Raw genomic sequence first — 20377 nt, 5'->3', positions numbered from 1 at the left:
ATCAGCTCACGCCCGCCATGTCCTTTTCAGCGGTGCCGATCAGCTTTTCCTCATCGTCGCGGAAGTCGACGGGACGCTTGCCCCGCAGCGCCTTGTTCGGGAGGTAAAACCACAGCGCCACTTGCTCATCCGTCCAGCCCATCCGGCGGCCCAAGCGGATGACGTCCTGAACCGCCGGGAGCATGCGGCCGCCGGGCTCGTCGAACTGGAATCCCGGATAGAGGAAGGCCTCCTGGCCGCGGCGCACGGCCAGGATCCCGCCCTTTCCGGTCAGCCGGGAGGCGCGGAGATTGGGCTCGTAGCCGAAGCCGAGGCGCTGCGCGGTTTCCAAAATGGTGTAGAGGCCGTGCTCCCGTCGCATGGTCGACCAGACAGGGTCGGCCTTCCTGCCGGACGGGATGGCAGGGATGGGGCCTGGGGGAGGGGAACTGTGCCGCTGGTGGGTTTCGCGGTCGGTCATGGTTCCACGGTACCGCCGCCGGCGGCGGAGAGGCAGGGCTCATGAGCGTGGGGGCGCAGCTCCCGTCAAAGAGGTCCTCCGCACCGTCAAACCGTCAAATAGGTTCTCCGTGCATCCGGCTGGGATCATGGAAGCATGCGATCACTCAGCCTTCAGGAAGCCACCCGCCTTGCAGAGCAGTCGGCGGCGGTGGCTGCGGGCCATATTCCCTACGGATCCGGGCTGGGTGCGCCGACGTCGTTCACATTGGCCTGGCTGATGTCGGGTGCGGGCATTGAGGATATTCGGGTGGCCAGCGGGAGTTCAGGGATGGGGGACCACTTCTGGATCGAGACCGCAGAGTGGCGGATTGACCCGACACTGCGCCAGTTCTCGCACCTGAATCACCGGCCGTTGGTGGAGCCGGTCACCGAACCCGGCAATTTCGACGCCGTGAAGTACCACGCCGTTCCGGCCAACCGGGAGGAAGCGGTCCGCGAGGTGTCCTACGGTTTCCGCAACGCTGCCGAGACCGAGGCCTTTGTGAACGAGATGACGGCCGCCGTCACCCTTTAGCCCCGTCCGGCCGCCCCGTCAGCCGGCCGCCCGGTCAGCACTCGGTTAAGGAGCGGTTCAGGCGTCAGTTCAGGACCGCGTAGCGGAGGAATACCACGCCGTTGCCGAACCGCCGCTCGTCGAGCAGCTTCAGGCCCAGCCGCAGCCCTGCGGGCAGGAAGGCCTTGCCGCCGCCCACAACGACGGGCGAGAGCAGCTGATGCAGCTCATTCACCAGCCCCGCCCGGAGCGCCTGCCCGGCCAGCATTGGGCCGCCCACCGCCAGATCCCGGTCCGAAGCGGCTTTGAGGCGGAGCACGGCGGCCGGATCGAATTCGGATTCCAACCGGGTGTTGGCGCTGCCCACCTCCCTCAGCGACCGGGAGAAGACCACCTTTTCCGAGGCCTGCCAGATCCGGGCATAGTCCTGCAGCACGGCAGGTTCGCCGGCAAGCGGCATGGTTTCCCACGCCACCAACACCTCGTACAGTCTCCGTCCGTAGAGGTGGATGCCGTAGTTCCGTTCCAGATCGTTGACGAAGGCGTGGACTTCCTCGTCCGGAACACTCCAGTCAAAACTGCCGGTCTCGTCGGCCACGTAGCCGTCCAGCGAGGTGATGGCGGAATAGATCAGCTGGCCCATGCCGTGCTCCTTCGTTCACCCGTTGAATTGGCAGCTTGTCCGCCGGCTCAAACCTTGTCCGCCGGCTCAAACCTTGCCTGAGCGGGGCCTGCCTGAATGGGACCATAAGTGGCTCGTCCGGCGGAAGGGCAGGTGCCGCGTGCAGGAGCGCCGTGACCAAACGCCTGCCGGGACCGTGAAAAACTAAAACCATGCAACCCAGTGACACCGTCCAGCCGATAGTCCTGCTCGTGGATAAGGAGGACCCCGCCGCGCATCTTGACGCCGTGGCAGCGGCAGCAGCGGCCAGCGTGAGCGCGTACGCGCGGCGGGAAAGTGATGACGCGTGGGAAAACTGGGTGTTTGGGCGGTTCACGAAGACGGTCCGCCGGGCCGGACCGAAGGCCTTTGAGAAGCTGGCCGCCCACGCGCCGTCGGGGATCGTCGTCGTCGGCCAGGCAAAGGCCGTCGCCTTTGAACCGGGAACTTACGAGGAGATGCCCAAGGCGCTGCGGGCGCTGCAGGTTTCCGGCACCCAGCTGCCCGACGGCGAGCCGGCCCCCGGCACTGCGGACGCTCCGGTGATTGTCCTGAACGCGGACTTGGAAATGTCCACGGGCAAGGCAGGCGCCCAGGCAGCCCACGCGCTGCTCGCCTGGTATCTGACGCTTTCCACGGAGGAGCGGATCAGCTGGTGCGACGGCGGCTGCCGGGCCAGGGTCCGGCCAGCCGCCGGGGCCGACTTTTCGGCGCTCGCCGCTGCTGCCGGTGCGGGGCCGCTGATCGTGGATGCCGGCCTGACCGAGATCGCTCCCAATACGGCCACCGCGTTTGTGGCGGCCCCGGTGGCCCCCGCGGCCCCCGCGACGTAGCCCGCGGCCCCCGCGACGTAGCCGGCGGCCCCGGGGGCGTAGGAGGTCAGGCGCGCGGCTGTCAGGCGAGGCGGCTGCGGACGATCTCGCTGACGGCCTTGCCGTCAAAGCGTCCGGCCACTTTGGCCGTCACGGGCTTCATAACCGCACCCATCTGGCGCATCGACAGTTCCGTGCCGGCTGCTTTCAGCTCGGTAATGACGTCGTCCACGATGGTCTCGACATCAGCGGCGGTCAGCGGCGCGGGCAGGTACGCCTCGATGATTTCCGCCTCAGTGATCTCGGCCGTGGCGCGCTCCTCCTCGCCGGCGTCGAGGTAGATGCCGGCGGTGTCGCGCCGCTTGGCCGCTTCCTTCTGCAGCAGGGCAAGGACCTGCACGTCGTCGAGCTCCACGGGCGTCTTTCCTGACTTCTCCCGGGTCTCGATCTCACCGAGCACGTTGCGCACCGTCATCAGTGCGGTGCGGTTGCCCGCCTTCATGTGGGCCTTTACGTCTGCCTGGAGCTGCTCTTTGAGTGTCATGGGGTCTCATTTCCGATCGGAGAACATCGTTGGTGTTCCTTCCATGATCTCGCGGAAGCGTGCGATGACGCTCACTGCCCTGCCGACGCGTCCCTGCGCGGAACGCTTTCGGCGGCCGCGCAGACCCGCCGGGTCCGTTCGGCCAGGGCATCCAGGTCTCCGCCCGGGGACAGCGCATCGCCCAGGAGGGATCCGCCGAGCCCGACGGCTGTGGCACCCGCAGCAAGCCAGCCGGCCGTTTCAGCGAGGCTGAGGGAACCGGCGGGGATCACATCAATGTGCGGAAGCGGCGCCAGGACGGCGGCAAGATAGGCCGTTCCGAGGGGGCCGGCGGGAAACAGCGTGACCGCGCTGGCCCCCGCCCGCCAAGCGAGCTGGATTTCGCTGGGGGTCAGGGCGCCGGGATAGCTGGCCAGCCCCAGGTTCCGGGCAGCATGGATGACATCGGTGGCGGTGTGCGGGGCGACGATAAACCGTGCGCCGGCATCGGCCGCCCGCAGTGCCTCACCGGGCGTCATCACGGTCCAACCCGACATCGACTCCGGCCGGTAGCCGTCCGGCGAGGCGTTCGACGGCGTCGAGGGCTCCCTCGGTGGTCATTGCCACTTCCAGGCAGCGGATGCCGTTGGCCACCAGAATGTCTGCCGCTGCGTTCATCCGGCTCGAATCCTCGGCCCGGAGGACGGCAATAATCCGCGTCCGCAGCAGGGCGCCGCTCAGGGGAACCCGGCGGAAGTTGAACGGGGCGGCCGGGGTGCTCATCGGTCAGCCGGAGGCGCCTCGGGCAGTTTTTCCCCGGCTTCGACGGGTACCCCGATGATGTTGCTGCCCACCGGCATGGGGCAGGTGCCGTACGGCGTGAACGCGCTGGGATAGTTCACCGCACGATTGAAATCCACAGTGACCGCTGACGTTCCCGGCTGAGGTGCGGCGAAAGCGACTTTGCGCCAACCTGCGGTGCTCTGGTTGTTGGTCGGATCGTGGAAGGTGAGCTCCAGCCGGTCCGGACCGTCGGCGCTCAGCTGCAGCCGGTATTCCTTCTCTGCCCCGGGCAGCCGGAGAGCCAGTTCACCCACCGTCCGGTGCACTCCGTCCACGGCGGGGGAAGCGGTCCGGATCGGAACGTCCACCGGACGGGGATAAGCGTCGAAGCGTGCATCGACGACCAGATCCGGGCGGAACTCGAAGGTGGGCACTCCGCGGAATCCGGTGAACACCGGCGATGCCGCATCATGGGTCCGAATCGCGTAGCGTCCGCCCCGCCGGGCCAGCTCCACCACAACCTGTCCGCCGTCGCTGCCGCCGAAGCGGACCCACAGCAGCGATTCCTCGTCGGCGAGCGTTGCCGTGACGGTGCCGTCAACCGGAGTTCCCGCGGCTGCCAGGGTGAGTCCGTCCTCCACAGATGCCGACAGCACGGCTTTCGCCTCAGAGCCGGACCAAAGCCCCGGGACGTGTTCCACCGGCGCGGGATCCGCCGTCAGCCAGTGCAGTGATGTCAGCGTCAGCCAGCCGTGCTCCTGCCCCAGCTCGCGGTCACGGTCGCTGCGGAAGCGGCGCCACTCTGCCAAAGCCTCATCCGTGGGGTTGCGCATGGTTCCTCCTGTTGTACGGATTTGGGTTGTACGGCCGACTTGGGCAGTTTAGCGGGCCTGTTTGTAGGATGAGGCATGGAAAATCACGATTCAGCGCCTTTACTTGCCCAGCTCCGCAACCGTCAGACGGAACTCGTGGCCGCTCTCGCCGTCGAAACCAGTACCTCCCGCCTCGCCGCGCTGAGCACTGAGCTGGAAAGCGTCTTGGAACAGATCCAGCAGCACGACCGGCAGGCGCCGTAACCGCGATCACACCGTACGGATCACTTCACCAAAGAGAATTACCGCGGCGCAATTGCGATTAGGGTGGACCCGGACTGCACCATTTCAGGTTGAACGGTTCACACTAATCACCATATGTTTCCGGGGGAGCATGCTCAATTTTCTTGATCCGTCATTCAAGGCTTTTTCTGCGCCGCTCCTGATTAAGCTGTATTACGGTCTGTGCACCGGGCTGCTCACGGTGGCTTGGCTGATGATGCTCATAGTGGGGCTGCTGAACAATTACGTGGCCGGCGCAATTGTGCTGATCCTGGGTCCTGTTCTTGTTCTTTTCCTGCTGCTTGGAACGCGGATTGTTTGCGAGTGGATTATCGCCACAATTTTGATTGCTGAGAATACCGAGAAGCTCGTGGATTTGATGGGTTCGACGTCAGCGCCTGCGCCTGCCGAAGGGGCAATGTTTGGCAGCGGGCCGCTGCAGCGTTACCTGTCCGCTCCGCCGCTGCGGCCTACGGCGTGACCCGCCGAATATGAGGTGTGGCACACAGCGGATAGTGTTGGTTGGTCCCATCTAAGGAAAGGCCACCATGCACGACCGGATTCACCACGAAGGACTGCTTCAGCGCAGAATGTCTGCCGAGCAGGCAGCGGCGCTTATTAGACCTGGCATGACTGTGGCGATGAGCGGTTTCACCGGAGCCGGCTATCCCAAGGCCGTGCCCCAGGCTCTCGCCGTGCAGATGGAAGAGGCGCATGCCCGCGGCGAGGAATTCCAGATCAAGGTCCTTACCGGCGCCTCCACCGCTCCCGAGCTCGACGGCGTGCTCGCGAAGGCCGGCGGCATGGAACTGCGGCTGCCGTACCAGTCCGATCCGACGCTGCGGAAGCGGATTAACGACGGCGAACTCGAGTACATCGACATCCACCTCGGGCATGTGGCCCAGTACACCTGGTTCGGCTTCTACGGCCACGTGGACCTGGCGGTGATCGAGGTCGTTGGCATCAACGAAGATGGCTCCCTCATTCCGTCCTCCTCCGTGGGCAACAACAAGACCTGGATCGAACAGGCGGACAAGATCATCCTGGAGGTCAACGTCCAGCAGTCGGCCCAGATGGACGGCATGCACGACGTCTACTACGGAACGGCACTGCCGCCGCACCGCAAGCCGATCATGCTGGTCAACCCGGATGACCGGATCGGGGAGCCCTACCTGCGGCTGGACCCGGACAAGGTGATCGCCGTCGTCGAGACCGATGCCCCGGACCGGATGACGCCCTTCGCCGCCCCGGACGAAACCTCCCAGCAGATCGCCGCCCACCTGATCGATTTCTTCGGCGACGAGATCAAGGCCGGCCGGCTGACCGACAAGCTGCTGCCGCTGCAGTCCGGCGTCGGCAACATCGCCAACGCCGTCCTCGGCGGGCTGGCCTCCTCCGGCTATACCGGGCTGACCGCCTACACCGAAGTCATCCAGGACGGGATGCTGCACCTGATCCGCGACGGCGTGATCCGCGTGGCCTCCGCCACCTCCTTCTCGCTGAGCCCGGCCGGAATCGAAGAGTTCAACTCCAACATCGAGTTCTACCGCAAGCGCATCATCCTGCGCACCCAGGAGATCTCCAACCATCCTGAACTGATCCGCCGGCTCGGCTGCATCGCCATGAACGGCATGATCGAGGCGGACCTCTACGGCAACGTGAACTCCACCCATGTGGCTGGCACCGCCATGATGAACGGGATCGGCGGCTCCGGCGACTTTGCCCGCAACGGGTTCCTCTCCGCCTTCCTGTCCCCGAGCACTGCCAAGGGCGGCAAAATCTCGGGCATCGTGCCGATGGTCAGCCACGTGGACCACACCGAGCACGACACCATGCTGGTTGTCACCGAACGCGGTCTCGCGGACCTGCGCGGGCTCTCGCCCAAGCAGCGCGCGCGGACCATCATCGACAAGTGTGCACACCCGGACTTCCAGCCCCTGCTGCAGGACTACTTCGACCGGGCCTGCCGGGAGAGCTTCGGCAAGCACACCCCGCACCTGCTCGACGAGGCACTGTCCTGGCACCAGCGGTTCGTGGAAACCGGGGACAGCCGCGTCCAGACACCGGCCTCCGCCTGACGGCACGTGTAACCGGGAGCTGACCTGGCACGCGGGATCTGCGTCCCGCGTGCTAGAAAGCTCAGATGAGTGAAAGCAGAAACCGGCGGGCCGGGCGCCGCGCAGCAGCGGCGCCCCTGGCACTGTGGGCCGCGGCCGCCGTCGTCGTCCTGGTCGCACTGAACCTGCGGGCCGGCGCGACGTCGGTCGGGCCGGTGCTGGCGGAACTGCAGTCCGCGCTGGGGATGGGGTCCGCGCTGGCCGGAGTCCTGACGGCGCTGCCCGGGCTGACCTTCGCCGTCGTCGGCGCCCTGGCCGTTGCGTTGGCCCGGCGGGCCGGAATCAACGGAACCATTGCCGCGGGCGTGGCGATTGTCGCTGCGGGTCTGCTGCTGCGCTCGGTCGTGGATTCAGCCGTGCCGTTCCTGCTGCTGACGGCTCTGGCTTTTGCCGGCATGGCCGTGGGCAACATTCTTGTTCCCGCGTTCATCAAGCGGCACGGGGGAACGCGGACCGCTTTGCTGAACTCCGTCTACGGCACCACCTTGGCCGTCGGCGCAACACTGCCGCTGCTGATCGCGGCTCCGCTGGCGGCGAGCGGGCCGGACGGCTGGCAGGTCAGTCTCCGGGTCTGGGGTGCGACGGCACTGGTTGCCGTGGTGCCGTGGACCGTGATCGCGTTCCGCGGCCGGCGTTCGCGGACCGAAAGCACCGGCACTGACGGCGGCACCGAAGGGTTGGCGTCCGACGGCGGCACTTCAGGGTTGGCGTCTGACGGCGGCACTGCAGGATTGGTGCCGGACGGCGGCCGGCTGCGCCTGACCTCGTCGCGGACTGCCGTGGCGCTGTGCGTGTATTTCGGCGTGCAGTCCATGAACGCCTATGTCCAGTTTGGCTGGGTGGCGCAGATCTACCGGGACGCCGGACTCAGCCAGACACAGGCAGGTTTCATGATGGCGATCATTGCCGCGCTGGGAATTCCCGGCGGCCTGATCATGCCCGCCCTCGTGGCGCGGGCTCCGGGTCTCCGTTTTTATGTCGCCGCGCTGGCCGCCGCCACCGGAGCCGGTTATCTCGGTCTGCTGCTGGCCCCTGACACCGTGCCCTGGCTGTGGGCGCTGCTGCTCGGTGCCGGCGGTTTTGCCTTCCCGACTGCGCTGGCCCTCATTACGGGACGTTCCCGGGATCCGCGGGTGACGGCGGAACTTTCCGGTTTTTGCCAGCCGGTGGGCTACCTCCTGGCTGCCGTTGGGCCGTTTGCCATCGGTGCCCTGCACGCAGCGACGGAAAGCTGGACCCTGCCGCTTATCATCCTGATCGGCTTCTCGGTGGCCATGGCCGCTGCCGGGGTGGCCGCAGCGGCCCCGCGGTTTGTGGATGACCAGCTGAGCCGGAATCCGGCCCAAGGGACCTAGCGGTCTCCGCGCAGGACGTAGCTGCCCAGGGGGCTTAGCGGTCTCCGCGCAGGACGTAGCTGCCCAAGGGGCTTAGCGGTCCCCGCGCAGCCTGTCGATCTCGCGGCGGTCCTTCTTGGTGGGGCGCCCCGCGCCCCGGTCCCGCAGGGGAACGCCCAGGGCAGGGCTCACGGGCCGCGGCGGCGTGTGATCGGTAAAGCAGTGGGAGGCTGCCTCAGCCCCAACCCGCTTGGCGATCAGCTGGCGGACTTCCAGAATTCTTTCGAAACCCGGCTGGCGTACCCGGATGGTGTCTCCCGGCTGCACCGGCTGGGCGGCCTTGGCCGGGTTGCCGTTGAGCCGGACATGGCCGGCCCGGCAGGCGGCAGTGGCGGCGGACCTGGTCTTGTAGGCCCTGATGGCCCACAACCAGGCATCCACGCGGACGGATTTTGAGGTGCTGGCTGGAATGGTCATGGCGCTAACGATTCTGTCATGGCGCCGTGTGCTTTTGCTGGTGGTTCATCTCTTCAGTCCTTTACCGGTTGTCCCGAAGGCGATCCGCGTCCGCTTGGGCGCGCAGCTCCTCGGCGGTGGGGACGGAGCCCGGAATCGGATTACGGTCGGGCCGCGGTCCGGCGGCGGACTCCAGCATCCGGCGCAGCTCGTTCGGGGTGTAGGGATCAGGCACCCCGCGGTGAGCTATTGCATGACAGTTGGGACACAGCGGCAGCAGGTCCGCCACGGGATCCAGCGTGTAGTCAGGGGTGATGGAGGCCGGCGGAACGATGTGATGGACCTGCACGAAGGAGGCACCGGGTGGCCCGTAGATCTGTTCCATCGACAAGCCGCAGGCTGAGCACGACGTGCCGTGGAACGCGACGCACTGCCGCACGGCGTCGGGGTCGTGTTCGTAGCGGTTGACGGCGACTTGGCGCAGGCTGTCCTGGGGGAGGCTCCCCGGAAGGGGAATTGTCGGGTCCGCCGCTCCCAGCCACTCCTGCGGAACAGGTCGTGAGCGCAGGAACGCGGTCCAAGTCGAACGCAGCGGTGCTTCGGCCTGGGGCGGCACGACGGTGCCCGTGCTGCGGACGGCATTCCAGTTCAGCTCCGGGACGCTGGCCGGCAGTTCGTCCGCGGACAGGGCATCCCCCGGTGGCAGGAGCAGGTCAAAGACGATGCCCGCGAGGAGCCCCAGCCTGGCCGGCAGCGCCGCGCCGGGCTGGGGCGCGGAGGCAACCACGCCGTGTCCCAGCAGCCCTCGGCCGTGCCGGCCCTGAGCGAACAGCCACACGTCTGTTCCGGGATCCAGCCGCTGTCCGCGCCCCACACGCCACCTGGTGCCAAAAAGTCCGGTGCGGTGCACGGTGGAGGCCGCCATCCGGTAGTCCGTACGTCCAGGCCCTGCGCCAAACGCTGTGGCAGGGTTCCAGCCCAGTACGACGGCTGCCATAAAAACTCCTTGTTTGTTGTTCTGCGTGCGGCTCGGATGATGAGGATCCTGGGTGGACGAACGCTCTCGGCCGGCAGGACGCCCCAGCAGGCGGTCCTCAGTTGATGCGTGCTTCCCGGCCCTCCCATTCCAGCGACCGCAGTTCATTCTTGCGGATTTTTCCGGTGGATGTCTTGGGCAGGTCAATGATGAACTCCACTGACCGCGGTGCCTTGTAGGAAGCGATCTGGGACTTTACATGGGACAGGAGGTCCTCCTCGGTGACCATCCGGCCCGGTGCGAGGACCACGAAAGCCTTGGGCCGCTCGCCCCAGCGGTCATCCGGAACGCCGATCACTGCCACGTCGGCGACGGCGGGATGGCTGGCCAGTGCCTGTTCCACTTCGATGGTGGAGATGTTCTCACCGCCGGAGACCACCACGTCCTTGGAACGGTCCAGCAGCTGGACATAACCGTCGGCGTGCATGACGCCGAGATCCCCTGTGCGGAACCAGCCGCCGCGGAAGGCATCGGCGGTTCCGGCGTCGTCACGGTAATAGCCTTTCATCACTGAATTTCCGCGCATGACAATCTCGCCCATTTCCACGCCGTCGTCCGCCACATCAATCAGGTCTCCGGAGGCCCCGACCTCGTCGCGGACCACGCGCAGCCGGTCCGAGGTCAGCATGCCCACACCCTGCCGAGCCATGTTCCGGGCCAAGGCATCGCCGTCGAGCTCCGCCCAAGCTGCCTGCGGTTCGCAGACCGCGTACGGACCATAGGACTCGGTAAGCCCGTAGACATGCACCACCGTGGCCCGGAGCTGGTGGATCTTGGTGATGATGGTGGGGCTGGGCGGCGCCCCGGCAGTCACAATGGTCAGCGGGTGCGCCAACTCATGAGCCTCCGCGGCCGTGGCGATGGCGCTGAGGACCGTTGGGGCACCGGCCAGGTGGTCCACGCCGCAGGAGTCGATCAACCGCCAGATCTCCGGGCCGCGGACCGCGCGCAGGCAGACATGGGTTCCGGAAGCTGCGGTCAGTGCCCACGTGGTGCACCAGCCGTTGCAATGGAACATCGGCAGGGTCCAGAGATAAACGGTGTCTGCGCCGAACCCCTGGTGATGCAGCTCGCCGAGCGAATTCAGGTACGCGCCGCGGTGCGTGTACATCACGCCCTTGGGCCGCCCGGTGGTGCCGGAGGTGTAGTTCAGCGTGATGACTGTGTTTTCGTCCGCGACTTCCCAGGGGAGCGGGCTGTCGGTGCCGCGGGCGAGGAAATCAGCGTACGACGTCGTGCCCTCCACCGTGTCGGCGGCGCCGTCCTGGAGGGGGACGGAAAAGATCTCCTCGACCGTGTTCAGTTCGGGCGAGCCCAGGCCGAGCAGCAGGTCCGGATCCCCGAACAGCAAAGTGGCGCCGGAATGGTTGCAGATATAGGCGACCTCGGGCGGAGACAACCGGGTGTTCAGCGGAACGAGGACACCTCCGGCCAGGGGCACGGCGTAGTGGGCTATCAGCAGCTCGGCGGAGTTCGTGCCGAGGAACGCGGCCCGGCCTCCCGGCTGGAGGCCTGAGGCCAGCAGGGCGTGCGCGGTGCGGGTTACTGCTTCCGCAAACTCCCGGTAGGTCAGGCGGCGATTGCCGTCTATTACCGCTGTCTTTGTCGGGTGGACCTGCGCCGCGCGTTCGAGGAAGCGAAGCGGTGTCAAAGCGGTATCCAAGCCTGGCATTGTTCTCCTTTGAGGCGGTTAATCGCCTCCAACGCTACAGGGTTTTTGAGGCTTGGATCACACATTGTGCCTAGCGGGGCTGGTAGGTTAGGCAGTCCGCCAGCTCGGAACCGGGGCCGACTTTGACATCGTGGGCATTGCACATGAGGTGGTCGTTATGCCGGCACTCGCTCCGCAGGCAGGCTCCGACCGATGCAAGAACCTTGGGCAGGCCTCCGGTTTCAGCCGTGTCGATAAAGGTGGAGCAGCTCGCGTGGTCGGGGGTGCCGCCGACTGTGATGGCGTAAGCGGTGCAGCCGTCGTGGTTGAAATCGCAGCTGTGGACGGCGCAATCGCTGACGGGCGCTACATGATCAGTCATGATTCCTCCAGAGGGAGTTATGTCTGTCGAATTTCGAACGTACCACCGTTGTCCGCCGATAATTAGGGCGAATATGTTGCACGTATTTCCGGATGTCTGCCACGCCGCAGCGCACGTCGGGGGAGGCGTGCCGAGGGGTGCTCAAGGCTCCCCGGGCGGGCTGATTCGATCCCTCCTTCGACGACTCCTCCATGCTGTTCTGATGGACCTCTTCGGTGGCACTGTTCGGTGGGCGCCGTCGGGGAAGCACGTCGGTGAGGCATCCGTTCTGCCCGGTTTGTCTGGGATGTATGAGTTGCCCCTGCACGAGCGGGTATCCACTCTTCGCAGCAAGTAGTTGCCCGCAAAAGTGGGGTATTTGAGAGTCTAAAAAGGGCCTGTTTTGGCCTGTTTTGGGGTGGTTTTGGCGCTTCTTGAACCCGGAAATGTCAGTGCCGGGTGAAAGTCTGAAGTCATGGATCAGAACGGATCTTCGACCGGGACTCCCGGCACTGGACATGGACAGGCTGCAAACTCCAGCCTGTCGGTTTTCCTTGCCGAGCCGGGCGTTGTCGGAACTGATCCAGCTGTCAGTGACGGAGCTGAAGTTCAAGGATCCGGTGGTCCTCAGGCCCCTGCCTCCTCTGATAATTCCGTCCATTCCCCGGGGCCGTCCGACACCGGTTACCGGGACGGGTTTACCGGGTTGCTGGCCCTGCAGAACGTGGAGTCCCTGACCGAGGCTGAAGTCGGTGGGGCCTTGTTGCGATTGGATCATTTGATCCGGTGGGCGCAGGCGCAGCAGGCTCGGGTCCTGTCCCGGCTGCAGACCGTCTACGAGGACGAGACGCTATCCGTTACCGGGTTGCGGGACGCGGAAATGGCGTTCAGCCTCGCCGCGGAGGAAGCCGCAACCATTCTGGGAGTTCCCACCGGTACCGGAAAGGCGTTGATGAGTCAGGCCGGTGATCTCTGCACCAAAAACACGGCCACACTGAAGGCGTTGGAGGCCGGGCAGATCAGTTACGGGCACGTCGAGACCTTGGTGGAGCAGTGCGTGGGCGTGGTGCCGGGCGAGCTGCCCGGATTCGAAGCGGAGCTGCTGGGGATGGCGGCGGGCCAGACCAAAACCCAGTTCCGGGTGAAGGCTCACCGGCTGCGGGAGAAGTACTATCCGGAAACCATCGTGCAGCGGCAGGCGACGGCGTTTGAGCAGCGGACGGTGTGGGTGCGTCCGGAGCCGGACGGGATGTCCTGGCTCTCGGCGTTGCTGCCTGCCGAGAAAGCCCAAGCGATTTTTACTCAGCTCAGTGTTGCGGCCCGGGGTGAGCAGGCCGCCGGGGACACGCGCACGGTGGATCAGTTGCGCACGGATATCCTCACGGACTTGCTCGGCGGCCATGACCATGAGTGCGGGGACGAGTGCAGCAACAGAAACGGTGGTGGCGGCCGTGGCAAAGGCAGCAAAGGCGGCAGCGGCCGGAGGAGCGGAGACAGCGGCGGCACTGGTTCGGGTGCGAAGAGCAAGACGGACAAAGGGCGCAGTAAGGGTTCCGGTTCCGGCAAGGGTTCAGGGAAGGGGTCCGGGTCCGGGTCCGGGTCCTGTCGGATTGGCCATGGTCCCAGGGCTCGGACGGAGATTCTGGTGATGATCAACGCCGAAACCCTCTTCGGAGCCGATGACCAGCCGGCCGAACTGAACGGATACGGGCCCATCAGTCCCGTAACGGCCCGGCGGATGGCCCGCGAGGCCATGAAATGGACCCCGGTGGAACGCGATCCGGACACCGAGGAGATCCTGCGGGTCGGAAAAAGACGAAAAGTTCCCGACGGATTGAAACGGGTCCTGCGGGTGCGGGACGGGACCTGCCGCTTCCCGGGGTGCCGGACCAATGCGGTAATTTCCGAGATTGACCACACCAAGCCCTGGGCGCAGGGCGGGCCGACTGATCATGACAATTTAGAGCATTTGTGCCGGCGGCATCACATGTTCAAATCCGAAGGGTTTTGGAAGGCCAGGCAGCCTCGTCCCGGGGTGATTGAGTGGACCTCGCCGGGCGGCAGGTGTTACCGGACGGAACCGCAACTGAGCCTGTCCCGGGAATGCTGCGGCGATGACGGCGGCCAATTGCGCCCGGACATCACCGCGAATAGCGGTCAGGCGAATGGCGGAGGCAAGGCGGCGGGCATTGGTCCATCACGGGCCAATGATGCCGGCGGACCAAGCGCTCCAAGTGCTCCCGGCGGACCAAGCGCTCCAGATGGCCCGAGCGCTCCAGATGATCCGGACGACTACGGAGACGACCCGCCGCCCTTCTAGGGCGAACTGATTCATCGAGATTCGGAAGGGCTCGCAGCTGGAACCCGCTGGAACCAGCTGGGGGCCAGCTGGAACCAGCTGGGGGCCAGCTGCAGCAGGACAGGGCTGGCGGCTGGAGCCGTACAGGGCTGGCGGCTGGAGCCCGGCCTCTCTGGAGCTACCCCAAACCCTCCAGCTTGGCCTGGGCTTTCTCCACGGCCCGTCGGGCCGCACGCGCTGTGCGGCGGGCACTATCGCGTGCCCGTTCGAGGGTGCCCGCACGGCGGTCGACGGCAGCCACTTCACGCTCGAGATCTCGGATCCGCTCACGCAGTTCGTCAATTTCGTCTGTCAGCTCGTCGCGGCGGTCATCAACAGCATCGACCTCATCTTGGGCCGCCTTCAGAGCGTCCTCAGCCTGCGCTGCGTCCCGCTCTGCATCCGCCAATGATGTCCGCGCCGCGCGAAGCGCGCGGGCTGCCGCAGCTTTTTCCTTCCTCGCCTGCACGGCAGAACCTTTACCGGCTCCACCATCAGCACCTTCCCCATCCCCGGCCCCAGAGCCGCGAGTACCGGTTCCGGTTGCGGATGGTTGCCGCGGCGTTCCCCCGGCAGTCAGCTGCCGAACCGAGGAGGGGTCCGCAACGGCGCCCTCCAGCTGCACCGGCTCCCAGCCATTGGCTTCCAGCGCCCGAACTAGCTGACCGCTGGCTGCCGCGGCGGCAGCATCGGCATCGGTCATCGCGGCCCAGAGTGTTTGTTCCACTTCCGCGCCCACTGCGGCACTGACCGGACGCCCCAATTCTTCGGCGAGACTCCGGGCTTCCCGCGCGGCAGACCGGAGCAGGCGTTGGCGCTCACCACTGAGCTGGCGCAGCTGCTGCTGATCCATATCGGTTTGCGCTTCCCGCAGGACGGCGCCCAGTTCGAGGACCTCGGAGATCAGCTCCGGACGATGCAGGGTCAGCATGTTGACCAGCCACGCACCGGCAGAGGGTTTCGGCAGGGTGCGTAGGGCTTTACCCAATTCCTTGTCCCCGCCTTTGGTCGCAGCGGCTGCGCGCTGGTTGCGGGCTTCCGTGAAGGCATCGGGCATGAGGGCATACAACTCAGCTACGGTCTCTGCCTTGTCCGCCATCCCGCTCCGCTCATCTTCCCGTGGTTACCTTCCCGCGCTCACCTTCCATGGCTGCCCATTCAAGGCTTCCCATTCCCGGACTCCACAACCTTAGGGCTCATCAAAACGAGCTCACAGCATTTGAGTCAGCCGGCCCCACACCACTATGGCTGCCATCACCAGAAGGATAGCCGGGAGGACAGCGGCCTGGCGCTGTCCCCGGCGCAGATGCATCGCTACGGCCAAGGCCATGAGGACCACCAGGCCTGCGGCAGCGGCGGTGGTCAGGATGGGCGTCCAGCCCAGAAATCCGGGAAGCAACAGGAACAGGCCCGCGGTTAGCTCCACTGCACCAAGGGCGCGGATGGCGGCCACCGGATAACCGTCTGTCCACGGCAGTTTCCTCAAGTGCCTGGCGGGGCGCGTCAGCCGCTGCCCGCCAATTCCCATGAACATGATGGCCAGAACGATCTGCAGAATCCAGAGAAAAAGGGACATGGGGGAGCGGTGTTCTTTCGGCCGGACGAACTGACATTCCAGTCAAGCACGGTTGGCTGGCGAAGACGAGGGCAACGGCCAGCACGACGGCGGAGCCGCTGATTCCCGGAGCGGAGGCCGCAGCCCGCGGATCAGCTGTGCAGGTCCGCGGGAACCGAAGTGCTGGAGCGGACCACGAACTCGGTGGGGTAGAAACGCTGAGTCCAGTCTGCTTCGAGCGGCTCCTGCTGGAGGAGGGAAAGGACGGCGGCGACGGCGGCAGCTCCCTGGCCCCGCGGATCCTGGCTGATGGTGGTCAGCCCAAAGACCTCCCCGAGCTCATGCCCGTCAATGCCGATCACCGACAGGTCCTCCGGAACACGCAGTCCCAGACTCTTGGCCGCAAGGATGGTGCCGATGGCGATCTCGTCCGAGGCGCAAAAAATGCCAGTGGGCCGGCCCGGAGCGGCCAGGAGAGTCTTGGCGGCGTGAACTCCGCTGCCCACGGAAAAGTCGGGGCTGTTGATGTGCACGCATTTCAGACCGGCACGGCCCATGGCCTGTTCGTAACCGTCCCGGCGGGTGCTGCCCATCCGAAAATCGCGCTCGAGCTCTTCGCCACCTCCAATGTGGGCAATTCGGGTATGACCGAGAGCAATGAGGTGCTCGGTGGCGAGCGCCGAGATGTTGGCCTCGTCCACGCGGATGGTGTGGGTCTGCGGCAGGGGACCGCCGATGGCGACAATGGGCTTGCCGACGGCGTGCAGTTGGGACAGCTCCTCGTCGGTGAGTTTCAGCGCCACCGCTATGACGGCGTCGAGCCGTTTGCGGCGCAGCATCTCGGTCAGCACACTCTCGCGGTGTCCGGGGCTGTCGCCGGTGTTGTAAAGCGTGAGGTCATAGCCCGCATCGATGAGTGCAGCGGCAGCGCCTTCGAGGACCTGGGAGAAATACCAGCGGCCGACGGTGGGCATGACAATTCCAATGTTGCGGCTGCGGCCGGAAGCCAGCGACGACGCGTTGTAGGAAATGACAAAGCCCAGCTCGTCGGCTGCGGCCTGAACCTTGCGGCGGGTGGCCTCGGAGACCTTTCCGTTGCCGCTGAAGGCACGGGAGACCGTAGCTGAAGAGACACCGGCGCGCGCGGCCACCTCTTTGATCCCTGCCACGATTTGTCCTCGATTCAGCAACTGCATGACGCAGATGTGCGATTCAGTACCTGCACTGTTCAGAAGGCTTATGGGGCTGCCGCACCCTGACAGCAGCAGCGCCCAGCTGAAGCACCGGACCCGGAAGCCCGGTGCCTTTTCCGCATTTAGCTTAGCCGGAGCCAGACAGCGTGGTTGGGGAGCAGGAAACCGTCAGCCGCGGCACCGGCTTCGCTGGTCACCAGAACCTCCCCGGAGGGCAGGGACATCGGTTCGGTGCCCATGTTCAGCACAGTCAGGACGGTGCCGTTCAGGAAGGCGACGACGGCGTCCGGATCGACGTCGGGCCACCAGGCCAGCGAACCGGCACCGAGGGCATATTCCCGACGCACGGCCAGCGCGCTGCGGTACAGGTTCAGCGTCGAGTTCGGATCCTCGCGCTGGACATCGCGGGCCAGCGACGCCCAGTCGGCAGGCTGGGGCAGCCAAGCCGAACCGGTGCTGCTGAAGCCGAAGCTGTCAGCCGCGGAGTACCAGGGCAGGGGAATCCGGCAGCCGTCACGTCCCAGGCGGGCGCCGCCGGTGCGGTGGTAGGTGGGATCCTGGCGGAAGTCGTGCGGCATGGTGGTGTGGTCCGGCAGACCCAATTCCTCCCCCTGATAGAGGTAGACGCCGCCGGGCAGGGCCAGCATCAGCAAGGTGGCAGCTCGTGCCCGGGAGAGTCCCAGGGCGTGGTTGGGCTGCGGGTCCTCCGGCCCCAGACCGTCGCCCGGGCGTTCCTGCTGGTCCTCGAGACCAAAGCGCGTGGCATGGCGCACGACGTCGTGGTTTGAAAGCACCCAGGTGGTGGGCGCCCCCACCTTGTCGAAGGCTTCCAACGACGATGAGATGACGTGGCGCAGCGCCCCGGCGTGCCAGGGGTGGTGCAGATAGGCAAAGTTGAAGGTCTGGTGCATCTCATCCGGGCGGACCCAGTCCGAGAGGCGGTCCAGCGGATCGATGGTGGCCTCGGCGCACAGCACGCGGTCGCCGTCGTAGCTATCCAGCAGCCGCCGCCAGGACCGGTAGATGTCGTGGACTTCCGCCTGGCCGAACATCGGAGCCTCGTGCCCGGGGAAACCCTCCGAGGAACCGCCGTCGGCACGGCCGCCCCAATCGGGAAGCCCGGACTTCTTGACCAGGGCATGGGCAACATCCACGCGGAAACCGCCGACGCCGCGGTCCAGCCAGAAGCGCAGCACGCGTTCGAACTCCGCACGCACCGCCGGGTTGTCCCAGTTGAAGTCCGGCTGGCTGGAGTCGAACAGGTGCAGGTACCACTGGCCGGCCGCTCCATCGGTGTTGGTGGTCCGGGTCCAGGCTGATCCGCCGAAGTGCGACTGCCAGTTGTTGGGCGGAAGGACGCCGTTTTCGCCGGCCCCGTCACGGAAGATGAACATGTCCCGCTCAGGCGAGTCCGCCGGCGAGTGAAGGGCGGCCTGGAAGAGGGCGTGTTCGCTGGAGCAGTGGTTGGGAACGAGGTCCACAATGATCCGGATGCCGTGCCCGGAGGCCTTCGCAACGAGGGCATCAAAGTCCTCAAGAGTGCCGAACAGCGGATCGACGGCGCAGTAGTCAGCGACGTCGTAGCCGGCGTCGTTCTGCGGTGAGGTGTAGAACGGGGAGAGCCACAGGGCATCGATGTCGAGCTCGGCCAGGGAGGACATCTCAGCCGTGATGCCGGGCAGGTCGCCCACGCCGTTGCCGCTGAGATCGCGGAACGAGCGCGGATACACCTGGTAAATCACCGAGGAACGCCACCACTGGCGATCGTGTTCGCTGGAGGCTGCGTGCAGAGGGACAAGGGACGGGCCGGTCTCTGCGCCGGTGCCGGAAATTAAGTGGCTGAGCATGGGTGCCATCCTAGGGGCATCTCCGGCTCAGAATGAAAACGCTTGCACGCAGGTTGCGGCTTTCCCAGGGACGGTAGTTTCCGTCCAGCCGGGGAAGCTGAGCGGGCAATGTGCCTCTGACGTGGGAAGGTTAGTGTGATCTGAGTCTGTGATTGGACGCACACCGTGTACGCGCTTACACTTTCTCCATACTTAGGTCCCCGATGGAGAGTTCCCCTGCTCCTGACCCTTCCGGTGCAGCAGCACAGGAGGCTCGGGCACCAGCCTGAGAATGTCGGACACCATTGAAAAAACTAGGAGAGGTTCACCAATGAAGGTGCACACCACGGGTACGACGGCGCCTCGCCGCCGCGCCCTCGCTCTCGGGGCCGTTTCGGTCACCGCAGCCCTTGTCCTGAGTGCCTGTGGGGGCGGCGACGCCGCTGACAACGCAGACTCCACCGATCTCGCCAGCGCCGGCGCCACCACCCTCACAATGTGGGTCGATGCCGAACGTTCACCGGCACTGACCGAGGTCACGGCCCAGTTCAAGGAAGACACCGGCATCGAGATCAAGCTGGTCACGAAGGACTTCGAGCAGGTTTCCGATGACTTCATCACCCAGGTTCCCACCGGCAAGGGCCCGGACCTGATCGTCGGGCCGCACGACTGGCTGGGCAAGTTTGTGCTCAACGGCGTCGTCGCCCCGATCGAACTGGGCGACAAGGCAGCCGACTTCCAGGAATCTGCCGTCTCGGCAATGACCTATGAAGGCAGCACCTACGGCGTTCCGTACTCCATCGAGAACATCGGCCTGCTGCGCAACACGGACCTGGTTCCGGAACCGGCAACCACCATGGACGAGGTCATCGCCAACGGCCAGGACGCCGTCGCCACCAAGGGAGCCGAATTCCCGTTCCTGGTGGGCATGGATCCCAAGCAGGGCGATCCCTACCACCTCTACCCGCTGCAGACCTCGATGGGTGTTCCGGTCTTCGGCACCGATGAGGACGGCGGCTACGACGCCACCAAGCTGGAGCTGGGCAGCGAAAACGGCGCGGCCTTTGCCGCCAAGCTGAAGGAATGGGGCGAAAGCGGCGCCGGAATCCTGAATTCCAACATCTCAGCGGACATCGCCAAGGAGAAGTTCAACGCCGGAGCCTCCCCGTACTTCCTCACCGGCCCGTGGAACGTGCCGCTGGCCGAGGAAGCCGGCATCAACGTCGCCGTCGACCCGCTGCCCACCACCGGCGACCAGCCCGCGCAGCCCTTTGTGGGCGTGAACGGGTTCTTCATCAGCTCCAAGAGCCAGAACTCCCTCGCTGCCACCGAATTTGCCTTGAACTACCTGACCACCGAGGCCGTGCAGGACGCCATGTTCGAGGGCGGCGGACGGCCGCCGGCCCTCACCGCCTCCTTCGACAAGGCAGCTGCGGACCCGATCGTCGCCGCCTTCGGCGAAATCGGAGCCAACGGCGTTCCGATGCCGGCCATTCCGGAAATGGAAGCCGTTTGGGCGGACTGGGGCGGCACCGAGCTGGCACTCATCAAGGGCCAGGGCGATCCCGCTGAATCCTGGGCCACCATGGTCAGCAACATCGAAGCCAAGATCGCCAAGTAGTCCGGTATCAGCCGGTCTGGTC

General features: G+C 65.8%; 22 protein-coding genes. 8 read left to right on the top strand and 14 right to left on the bottom strand.

The genetic code is table 11. The annotated features are described in order from the left end of the window. Position 1 precedes the first annotated feature (1 nt). Entirely contained in the window at positions 2–460 is a 459-nt protein-coding gene (locus QNO00_RS16545; RefSeq protein WP_284025297.1) for a hypothetical protein, read from the bottom strand. A 135-nt stretch (positions 461–595) separates the two neighbouring features. On the opposite strand from QNO00_RS16545, the gene QNO00_RS16540 reads away from it, so the two are divergent. Continuing rightward, positions 596–1015 (top strand): hypothetical protein, encoded by a 420-nt coding sequence (locus QNO00_RS16540; RefSeq protein WP_284025296.1) that lies wholly within the window; start codon positions 596–598, stop codon positions 1013–1015. 64 nt (positions 1016–1079) lie between these two features. On the opposite strand, the gene QNO00_RS16535 is transcribed toward QNO00_RS16540, so the two are convergent. After that, complete coding sequence (locus tag QNO00_RS16535) at positions 1080–1637, bottom strand: dihydrofolate reductase family protein (protein WP_284025295.1); 558 nt, start codon at positions 1635–1637, stop codon at positions 1080–1082. A gap of 191 nt (positions 1638–1828) precedes the next feature. On the opposite strand from QNO00_RS16535, the gene QNO00_RS16530 reads away from it, so the two are divergent. Next, positions 1829–2488 (top strand): aminoacyl-tRNA hydrolase, encoded by a 660-nt coding sequence (locus QNO00_RS16530; protein ID WP_284025294.1) that lies wholly within the window; start codon positions 1829–1831, stop codon positions 2486–2488. Between the two features lie 61 nt (positions 2489–2549). Here the strand turns inward: QNO00_RS16530 and QNO00_RS16525 are convergent, their stop codons facing one another. The 4 genes from QNO00_RS16525 to QNO00_RS16510 form a co-directional block, all read right to left on the bottom strand. Beyond that, positions 2550–3011, bottom strand: coding sequence for a GatB/YqeY domain-containing protein (locus QNO00_RS16525; RefSeq protein WP_284025293.1), 462 nt, complete (start codon positions 3009–3011; stop codon positions 2550–2552). Positions 3012–3082: 71 nt separating this feature from the next. Further along, positions 3083–3529, bottom strand: coding sequence for a bifunctional 4-hydroxy-2-oxoglutarate aldolase/2-dehydro-3-deoxy-phosphogluconate aldolase (locus tag QNO00_RS16520; protein WP_284025314.1), 447 nt, complete (start codon positions 3527–3529; stop codon positions 3083–3085). Continuing rightward, positions 3516–3773 (bottom strand): hypothetical protein, encoded by a 258-nt coding sequence (locus QNO00_RS16515; protein ID WP_284025292.1) that lies wholly within the window; start codon positions 3771–3773, stop codon positions 3516–3518. The genes QNO00_RS16520 and QNO00_RS16515 overlap by 14 nt, the downstream gene beginning before the upstream one ends. Further along, a complete protein-coding gene (locus QNO00_RS16510) occupies positions 3770–4606 on the bottom strand; it encodes a DUF1684 domain-containing protein (protein WP_284025291.1) in 837 nt (278 codons plus the stop codon). The genes QNO00_RS16515 and QNO00_RS16510 overlap by 4 nt, the downstream gene beginning before the upstream one ends. Before the next feature lie 75 nt (positions 4607–4681). On the opposite strand from QNO00_RS16510, the gene QNO00_RS16505 reads away from it, so the two are divergent. The 4 genes from QNO00_RS16505 (at position 4682) to QNO00_RS16490 (ending at position 8339) form a co-directional block, all read left to right on the top strand. Beyond that, entirely contained in the window at positions 4682–4849 is a 168-nt protein-coding gene (locus QNO00_RS16505; protein WP_229968423.1) for a hypothetical protein, read from the top strand. Between the two features lie 130 nt (positions 4850–4979). Beyond that, a complete protein-coding gene (locus tag QNO00_RS16500; protein ID WP_284025290.1) occupies positions 4980–5348 on the top strand; it encodes a DUF4282 domain-containing protein in 369 nt (122 codons plus the stop codon). Between the two features lie 67 nt (positions 5349–5415). After that, positions 5416–6945: a succinyl-CoA:acetate CoA-transferase ScpC gene (gene scpC / locus QNO00_RS16495; protein WP_229968426.1), complete on the top strand. Its 1530-nt coding sequence runs from the start codon at positions 5416–5418 to the stop codon at positions 6943–6945. Positions 6946–7010: 65 nt separating this feature from the next. Continuing rightward, complete coding sequence (locus QNO00_RS16490; protein WP_284025289.1) at positions 7011–8339, top strand: MFS transporter; 1329 nt, start codon at positions 7011–7013, stop codon at positions 8337–8339. A 72-nt stretch (positions 8340–8411) separates the two neighbouring features. Here the strand turns inward: QNO00_RS16490 and QNO00_RS16485 are convergent, their stop codons facing one another. The 4 genes from QNO00_RS16485 to QNO00_RS16470 form a co-directional block, all read right to left on the bottom strand. Beyond that, positions 8412–8795 carry an RNA-binding S4 domain-containing protein gene (locus QNO00_RS16485; protein WP_284025288.1) on the bottom strand — a complete coding sequence of 128 codons (384 nt, stop codon included), beginning with the start codon at positions 8793–8795 and terminating at the stop codon, positions 8412–8414. A 61-nt stretch (positions 8796–8856) separates the two neighbouring features. Next, on the bottom strand, positions 8857–9771 hold the full coding sequence (locus tag QNO00_RS16480; RefSeq protein WP_229968432.1) for an HNH endonuclease: 915 nt from the start codon (positions 9769–9771) through the stop codon (positions 8857–8859). Between the two features lie 97 nt (positions 9772–9868). Further along, positions 9869–11482: an AMP-binding protein gene (locus QNO00_RS16475; protein WP_284025287.1), complete on the bottom strand. Its 1614-nt coding sequence runs from the start codon at positions 11480–11482 to the stop codon at positions 9869–9871. Positions 11483–11552: 70 nt separating this feature from the next. Beyond that, on the bottom strand, positions 11553–11843 hold the full coding sequence (locus QNO00_RS16470; protein WP_229968436.1) for a DUF1540 domain-containing protein: 291 nt from the start codon (positions 11841–11843) through the stop codon (positions 11553–11555). Positions 11844–12591: 748 nt separating this feature from the next. Here QNO00_RS16470 and QNO00_RS16465 point away from each other — a divergent pair. Further along, the gene (locus QNO00_RS16465) at positions 12592–14142 is read left to right on the top strand and encodes an HNH endonuclease signature motif containing protein (protein ID WP_284025286.1); all 1551 of its coding nucleotides are present in this window, start codon (positions 12592–12594) and stop codon (positions 14140–14142) included. Positions 14143–14299: 157 nt separating this feature from the next. Here QNO00_RS16465 and QNO00_RS16460 read toward each other — a convergent pair whose 3' ends face one another. The 4 genes from QNO00_RS16460 to QNO00_RS16445 all read right to left on the bottom strand — a co-directional run bounded on the left by QNO00_RS16460 (position 14300) and on the right by QNO00_RS16445 (position 18755). After that, on the bottom strand, positions 14300–15217 hold the full coding sequence (locus QNO00_RS16460; RefSeq protein WP_284025285.1) for a hypothetical protein: 918 nt from the start codon (positions 15215–15217) through the stop codon (positions 14300–14302). A 153-nt stretch (positions 15218–15370) separates the two neighbouring features. Then, positions 15371–15736 carry a DoxX family protein gene (locus QNO00_RS16455; protein WP_284025284.1) on the bottom strand — a complete coding sequence of 122 codons (366 nt, stop codon included), beginning with the start codon at positions 15734–15736 and terminating at the stop codon, positions 15371–15373. A gap of 131 nt (positions 15737–15867) precedes the next feature. Beyond that, entirely contained in the window at positions 15868–16884 is a 1017-nt protein-coding gene (locus tag QNO00_RS16450) for a LacI family DNA-binding transcriptional regulator (RefSeq protein ID WP_229968443.1), read from the bottom strand. Positions 16885–17030: 146 nt separating this feature from the next. Continuing rightward, positions 17031–18755: a glycoside hydrolase family 13 protein gene (locus QNO00_RS16445; RefSeq protein ID WP_284025283.1), complete on the bottom strand. Its 1725-nt coding sequence runs from the start codon at positions 18753–18755 to the stop codon at positions 17031–17033. Between the two features lie 310 nt (positions 18756–19065). On the opposite strand from QNO00_RS16445, the gene QNO00_RS16440 reads away from it, so the two are divergent. After that, on the top strand, positions 19066–20355 hold the full coding sequence (locus QNO00_RS16440) for a sugar ABC transporter substrate-binding protein (RefSeq protein ID WP_229968447.1): 1290 nt from the start codon (positions 19066–19068) through the stop codon (positions 20353–20355). Positions 20356–20377: the final 22 nt, after the last annotated feature.

The organism is Arthrobacter sp. zg-Y1219 (genome assembly GCF_030125545.1).
Classification (GTDB): Bacteria; Actinomycetota; Actinomycetes; order Actinomycetales; family Micrococcaceae; genus Arthrobacter_B.
This window is presented reverse-complemented; position numbering and strand designations above follow the sequence as displayed.